The sequence below is a fragment of the Cyanobium sp. Lug-B genome, assembly GCF_024345635.1.
GTDB lineage: Bacteria > Cyanobacteriota > Cyanobacteriia > PCC-6307 > Cyanobiaceae > Cyanobium > Cyanobium minutissimum.
Genome location: NZ_JAGQBM010000105.1, coordinates 1 through 6,157 on the forward strand (window position 1 = coordinate 1; position 6,157 = coordinate 6,157).

The following is a 6,157-nucleotide window of genomic DNA, read 5'->3' on the forward strand; positions in this document are numbered from 1 at the left end:
GGGCCCCTGGCGGTGGCCGCCGGGGTGGCGCTGCTGCTGGGCCGCGGCGCCCGGCAACGGGGACCGCGCTGGCTGGCCCTGGGCGACGGCCTGGTGGGCCAGACCCTGGTGCTGGCGGCCCTGCTGAGCCTGGCCCCGCTGATCGCCGATGGGCCATTGCTGGCCGGGGTGGTGCTGCTGGAGTCGCTGCTGTTCCTGGCCATCGCCGTGCGGGAGGGCTCTGGGCCCCTGGTCCGCGTCGGCTGGTGGCTCAGCGCCGCCGCCGCTCTGGTGCTGGCCCTGAGCGGCCTGGGGGCCGCGCTGCTGCGCGGCGACCCGGTGCATCAGCTGCAGACCGGGGCGGTGCTGACGGTCGGGGCGGGCCTGACGGTGGGGATGCAGGTGTTGCTCCAGCGCCGCGCCGTGCCCCTGCCGCTGCCGCCCCTGCCGGGCTGGCTGGCGGGCGGCCTGGTGGCGGTCGGGACCGCCCTGGTGGTGCCGGAGGACTGGCGGTCGCCCCTGAGCCTGGTGGTGATGGGCGCCTTTTTGGTGGCGGCGGGTCGCTGGCGCCCCCCCGGCCTGCTGAGCGCCATGACGGCGGCGATCGCCCTGGCCCATGGCGCCGGCTGGCTGACCCTGCTGATCCAGGCCCCCTGGCCGCCGCTCCCCCTGCTGGCCCGCCTGCTGCCCCTGGCGGTGCTGGCCCTGCTGCTGACGGTCGCCGCTGGCGGCGGCCGCCGCCAGGGCCTCGGGCTGGCGCTGCTGGGCGTCAATGCGGGCCTGGGTGTGCTGTGGCTGCTCGAGCCGATCTCGCCGCTGCTGCCGGGGGCGGCCTGGCTGCTGCTGTCCGCCGGGGCCCTGGCCGGCAGCCGCTGGCTGCGGGGGGGCGCCGTGCGGGTGGCGCTCGGGCTTTCCCTGGCGTACCTGGCGGCCTTCGCCGCGGCGTTCCTGGTGGTGATCGGACCCAGCCAGGAGCTGGTGACGCTCGGGGTTCTGCAGGTGCGGGGCCGCCTGCTGATCGAGCTGCTGGCAATCGCCGTCGGCCTCCACGGCTGGTTCTTCCGGGCCGGACCTGACCTGGCGCGGCTGCCCAGTTGGAAGGCGGTGCAGCCCTGCTTCCTCGAGGGGGCCCTGCTGGGGGTGGTGGTGCTGCTGCAGGGGGAGATCAGCGCCCCGTGGCGAGCCGTTGCCTGGACCCTGCTGGCCCTGCTCCTGGTCTGCCCGGCGCTGGTGCGGTGCTTCGCCATTCGCCTGCAGGTCTACGGGGTGATCGTCTACTGGCTGGCGGTGGGGACCCTGCTGGTCAGCCTCAGCGTCGGCCTGCCGTCCTTTCCCCCTGCCACCGGCGCGGCCCAGACCGCCGGGCTGGTGGCGATCGCCCTGCAGACGGCCTTCGTCCTGGCCTGCCGTCGCTGGCTCGACCTCGAACGGCTGCCCGAGCCAGGCGGATGGCCGCCCCTGGCCTGGGTCGGCGGGCGGGTGGCGCGCCGCCGCAACCTGTGGCTCGGCCATCCCCTGTTCATCGCCGTGGCGGTGGTGCTGGCCAGCGGCTACGACCGGGCCCTGCTGACCCTGCTGTGGACGGCGGAGGCCCTGGCCGTCTACCTGCTGGGGGTGGTGCTGCGGGAGCCCCAGTTCCGCCAGGTGGCCCTGGTGGGCCTGGGGGCTTGCCTGCTGCGGCTGCTGGCCATCGACATGGCCCAGGCCGACCTGGGGCTGCGGGGTCTGGTGTTCGTCGGCGTGGGACTGCTGCTGCTGGCCCTGAACGCCCTGGTCCATCGCTTCCGCAGCCGTTTCGGCTGAGGGGTTCCGTCGACGGCGTCCGCTGAAGGTGCGGCTCCGGCGCCTAGGGTCGGGCGCGATCGCCCGTCCCCATCTCCGCCGTGTCCCTGCTGCTGGCCGCCCTCGACGCTGCTCCCGTGACCCTCCGGCAGGCGGGGCTGGACCAGGCCAGCGGCGACTACGGCGATCTGGACGCCCTGGAGATCCTGCTGGAGTACGCCCCGCTCACCTACCCGCCCTACATGCTGGCCGGCATCGGCCTGGCCATGGCGGTCCTGTGCGGCCTCACCTTCGCCCGGATGGTCCAGAACCGGCTGGAGGGCTGGAAGCAGGACCGGCTGGCCCTGCTGCCGATCGCCAACCTGGAGACGACCCTCCCCTACGCGGGCCTGGTGATCGGCGTCACCCTGTTCATCGGCGCCAGCCTGCAGGTGTTCGGTTTCGCCGCCGGTGCCGCCCTGCTGGTGGCCTTCGTGCTGTCGCTGCTCACCGGCGGTGCCCTGTGGGTGCAGCTGGAACGCCTGATGGCCCAGGTGCAGGACGGCACCTTCAGCGCCGTGGACTTCGACAACTTCGACCAGTTCTTCTGAGCCCGGTGCGGATAGCCGTTCGGTTGGCATCCACCCGCCGACCGGCAACTGCTTGTAACGTTCTGATACAACGCAAGCAGGACATGCAGGCCTCCCTTTCCCTCAACCGCCAGTTCTCGATCGCGGTTCACTCCCGCGCCATCGACAGCTGCAACGACATCGAGGAACTCCGCAAGGTCGCCAAGACCCTCCTCACGGCCTGGCAGCACCAGGCTGAGTTCAGCGAGCACTACGGCGCCCAGCTGCTCGGCATCCGCAAGTAAGCCGGACTTTCGGCGGTTCAGGGAGTTCCCGTTTCTTTGCTCCCGTCGTCCTCGCGACCGGCATTGGCTCCGCCGCCCACCCTGCGGCGCCACAGCCTCAGGCCGGCGCCACCCCACAGCAGGCTCCAGAGCAGGAAGGTGATCAGGGTTCCCTGCTGGCCCCCATCCAGGTCGTAGACGCCGGCGCCGATCAGGCCGGCATCGATCAGCGAGCCGCCCACACCCCAGCCCAGCACCCAGAGCGCCACCAGGGCAATGGCCGTTGCCTGCTCCTTCATCGGTCCGCCCTGCAAAGGTTCCCAGCCTGCCAGCCCACCCAGGCTGTACGCTTCTGGTGATTCAAAGATTTCTCTTCGGCGAGTGACAACGTCCAGTAAGGGCTTTCGACGAATCCGTTCATAATTGTTTCTCTGTTCATGACGATTTACGTTGGAAATCTCTCCTTCGATGCGGAGGTGGATGATCTCAACCATCTGTTTGCGCAGTATGGAGCGCTGCGTAACTGCAGCCTGCCCCTCGACCGGGAAACCGGCCGCAAGCGCGGCTTCGCCTTCGTTGAAATGGCCAATGAGGCCGATGAAACCAAGGCCATCGACGACCTTCAGGACGTCGAGTGGATGGGGCGGATGATCCGGGTCAACAAGGCCCAGCCCCGCACCGGTGGTGGTGGCGGCGGTGGCGCCGGCGGCGGCCGCGCCCGCTACTGAGCTGTACCTAAACGGTCGGCAGCCCCCGGAAACGGGGGCTTTTTCATGGCCGTGGCCCTGGCCTTGCCGGCGGCTGGGCCCCCTGGGGCTCAGGCCACCAGGTAGGCCTCCAGGGAGCGGGAGTGGTGGCGGATGCCTTCGAGGGCGCGCCGCTCCAGGTTGCGGGTCTTGTCGCGGCTCATGCCCAGGGTGCGGGCGATGCCGGTGAGGCTCATCGGCTCCTCGCCGTCGATGCCGTAGCGCATCTTCAGCACCCGCCCCTGCAGTTCCGGCAGCTGCTCCAGCAGCGCCCGCAGGTCCCCCTTGAGGCATTCGCCGTCCACCAGATCGGCGGGCAGCAGGTCGTCGCCGGCCAGCAGATCCAGCAGTTCGGTGTCCTCGCCGTCCCCCACCTTCGTCTCCAGGCTCACCGGCTGGCGGGCGCGGCAGAGCAGATCCTTCACCTCGTCCTCGGGCAGTTCCACCGCCACCGCCAGTTCGCTCAGGGTGGGGGTGCGGCCGAGCTCCTGGCTGAGCTCCCGCTGGCCCTTCTTGAGCTTGTTGAGGGTTTCGGTGATGTGGATCGGCAGGCGTATGGTGCGGCTCTTCTCGGCGATCGCCCGGGTGATGCCCTGACGGATCCACCAGTAGGCATAGGTGGAGAACTTGTAGCCGCGGGTGGGATCGAACTTCTCGACGCCCCGCACCAGGCCGATGGTGCCCTCCTGGATCAGGTCCAGGAGCTCCATGTTCCGCTTGGTGTACTTCTTGGCCACACTCACCACCAGGCGCAGGTTGGCGGCCACCATGCGCTCTTTGGCGCGGCGGCCGGCGTGCAGGCGCTTGCGCAGCATCGCCGGGGTGAGGCCCGCCTCGGCGGCCAGCAGCTCGGGGCTGGGCTCTTCCCCACCGGAGCGCAGGGTGAGTTCCTCGCGCAGCTCCTCAAGGGTCATCAGCTCCTGGACCTGGCGGCCCAGGGTGATCTCCTGCTCATGGCTGAGCAGCGGCACGCGGCCGATGTCCCGCAGGTAGGAACGCAGCGAATCGCCGGTGGGGACCAGCAGGGACGCGGAGGCAGCCGTAACCGTGGAAGCAGCCGTGACGGTGATCGAAGGCATCGTCCCTTGTTACGAAACCATTTGGTTTCGTAAATCTACCATCACTTCGCGGACTCGCTCCGACCTGGAGCGGTGCCCACAATGGAGCCATGGGCGCCGAACGGCTTCAGAAACTCGTGGCGGCCGCTGGGCTCTGCTCCCGCCGACAGGCCGAGGCCTGGCTGCGCGACGGCCGGGTGCGGGTCAACGGCGAGCGGGCCCGGCTCGGGGATCGGGCCGACCCCGCCTGCGACCGGATCAGCGTCGACGGCCAGCCCCTGGAGCTGCCCAGCACCACCCTGACCCTGCTGCTGCACAAGCCGGTCGGGGTGCTCAGCACCTGCCATGACCCCCACGGCCGCCCCACCGTGCTGGAGCTGCTGCCGCCGGAACTGCGCCCCGGCCTGCACCCGGTGGGCCGGCTCGACGCCGACAGCCGCGGCGCCCTGCTGCTCAGCAACGACGGCGCCCTCACCCTGCGCCTCACCCATCCCCGCTACGGCCATCGCAAGACCTACCGGGTCTGGGTGGAGGGGCTGCCCCGCACCGCCACCCTGGAGCGTTGGCGGGCCGGCGTGCCCCTCGACGGCCTGCCCAGCCTGCCGGTGGAGCTGCGGCGGCTGCGCCACCACCGCGGCGCCACCCTGCTGGAGCTGGTGCTGCGGGAGGGCCGCAACCGCCAGATCCGGCGCACCGCCGAGATCCTCGGCCACCCCGTGCTCGACCTCAGCCGGATCGCCATCGGCCCGGTGTCGCTGGGGGATCTGGCGGAAGGGGCCTGGCGCAGGGTCGAACCGGGAGAATGGGGCCCCCTGGCCGTCGCTCCCTGAGCCCCCCTTCCTTGCCCACTCCGGCCAAGCCCCTGCTCCAGCGCCTGCGCGAGCGCCTGCCGGGCCAGCGCCCGTCGCGTCCGGTCGTCGAGGAGCGGCCCCAGGATCCCCTCCTGGTCGCCGGCCAGCAGCTGCGGGAGGCCCGCGAGAGCCGCGGCCTCGGGCTGCGCCAGCTCGCCCTCGACACCCGCATCAGCACCGCCGTGCTGGAGGCCCTGGAGCGGGGCTGGCGGGACCGGCTGCCGGAGGCGGCCTATCTGCGCACGATGCTGCCGCTGCTGGAGCAGCACCTGGAGCTGCCCGGCGGCAGCCTGGACGGCGTGCTGCCACCGGAGCAGGACCGCCACCACGGCCGGCGGCGGGACACGGTGCTGCTGCGCTTCACCCCGGGTTCGATCGATGTCTTCACCACCTGGCAGGGCACCGTGCTCTACGCGGTGCTGTGCGGCGGTCTGATCTATGGGCTCAACCTGCAGCAGCGCCGGCTGGCCGCCCAGGGGCTGCATGTGCTGCGGCCGATCCCGCCCCTGAGCGCCGAGCAGAGCGACCGGGCTGATCTGGAGGATGCGGACCGGGCCATCCTGGGGGCCTATCCCGACCTGCGCCCCCTGGGCAAGGCCGCCGCCGGCCAGGGGCTGCAGCGGCTGCGCCGCGAGACCAGGCAGAACCGCCCCGATCTCGCCCTCGGCCTGCTGCGCCTGGAGCTGGCCAGGCCCACCCGGCTGTCCCTGCGCAGCGACCGGGGCGTCGAAACCCAGCTGCCGGCGGTGCAGGGCAGCCTCAGCCTGCCGGTGCTGCCCCCCTTCAGCCTGCGGCTCGAGCCGGCGCCGCCGGCCGGGTCCGTGCGCTGGAACGGCCAGCCGCTGGTTCCGGCCGGGGCCGCCGAACCCGGCGGTGTGGCGGCCACGCCCCAGGGCCAGGCCCAGTTCC

General features: G+C 71.9%; 7 protein-coding genes and 1 pseudogene. 6 read left to right on the top strand and 2 right to left on the bottom strand.

Annotated features, from left to right (window positions below):
* The 3 genes and pseudogenes from KBY81_RS16130 to KBY81_RS16140 all read left to right on the top strand — a co-directional run.
* Positions 1–1,782, top strand: a pseudogene (locus KBY81_RS16130) (hypothetical protein); the annotation flags it as partial.
* 89 nt (positions 1,783–1,871) lie between these two features.
* Entirely contained in the window at positions 1,872–2,351 is a 480-nt protein-coding gene (locus KBY81_RS16135; protein WP_159819854.1) for a hypothetical protein, read from the top strand.
* An 83-nt stretch (positions 2,352–2,434) separates the two neighbouring features.
* Positions 2,435–2,614 (top strand): hypothetical protein, encoded by a 180-nt coding sequence (locus KBY81_RS16140; RefSeq protein WP_106221166.1) that lies wholly within the window; start codon positions 2,435–2,437, stop codon positions 2,612–2,614.
* A gap of 17 nt (positions 2,615–2,631) precedes the next feature.
* Here KBY81_RS16140 and KBY81_RS16145 read toward each other — a convergent pair whose 3' ends face one another.
* Positions 2,632–2,892, bottom strand: a complete 261-nt coding sequence (locus KBY81_RS16145; protein WP_254977051.1) for a hypothetical protein — start codon at positions 2,890–2,892, stop codon at positions 2,632–2,634.
* 138 nt (positions 2,893–3,030) lie between these two features.
* On the opposite strand from KBY81_RS16145, the gene KBY81_RS16150 reads away from it, so the two are divergent.
* On the top strand, positions 3,031–3,321 hold the full coding sequence (locus tag KBY81_RS16150; RefSeq protein ID WP_015107889.1) for an RNA-binding protein: 291 nt from the start codon (positions 3,031–3,033) through the stop codon (positions 3,319–3,321).
* 89 nt (positions 3,322–3,410) lie between these two features.
* Here the strand turns inward: KBY81_RS16150 and KBY81_RS16155 are convergent, their stop codons facing one another.
* The gene (locus KBY81_RS16155; RefSeq protein WP_254977053.1) at positions 3,411–4,418 is read right to left on the bottom strand and encodes an RpoD/SigA family RNA polymerase sigma factor; all 1,008 of its coding nucleotides are present in this window, start codon (positions 4,416–4,418) and stop codon (positions 3,411–3,413) included.
* An 89-nt stretch (positions 4,419–4,507) separates the two neighbouring features.
* Between KBY81_RS16155 and KBY81_RS16160 the strand changes: the two genes are divergently transcribed.
* On the top strand, positions 4,508–5,227 hold the full coding sequence (locus KBY81_RS16160; protein ID WP_254977055.1) for a pseudouridine synthase: 720 nt from the start codon (positions 4,508–4,510) through the stop codon (positions 5,225–5,227).
* 11 nt (positions 5,228–5,238) lie between these two features.
* A partial coding sequence (locus tag KBY81_RS16560; protein ID WP_261357330.1) for a RodZ family helix-turn-helix domain-containing protein occupies positions 5,239–6,157 on the top strand: 919 nt, incomplete at its 3' end.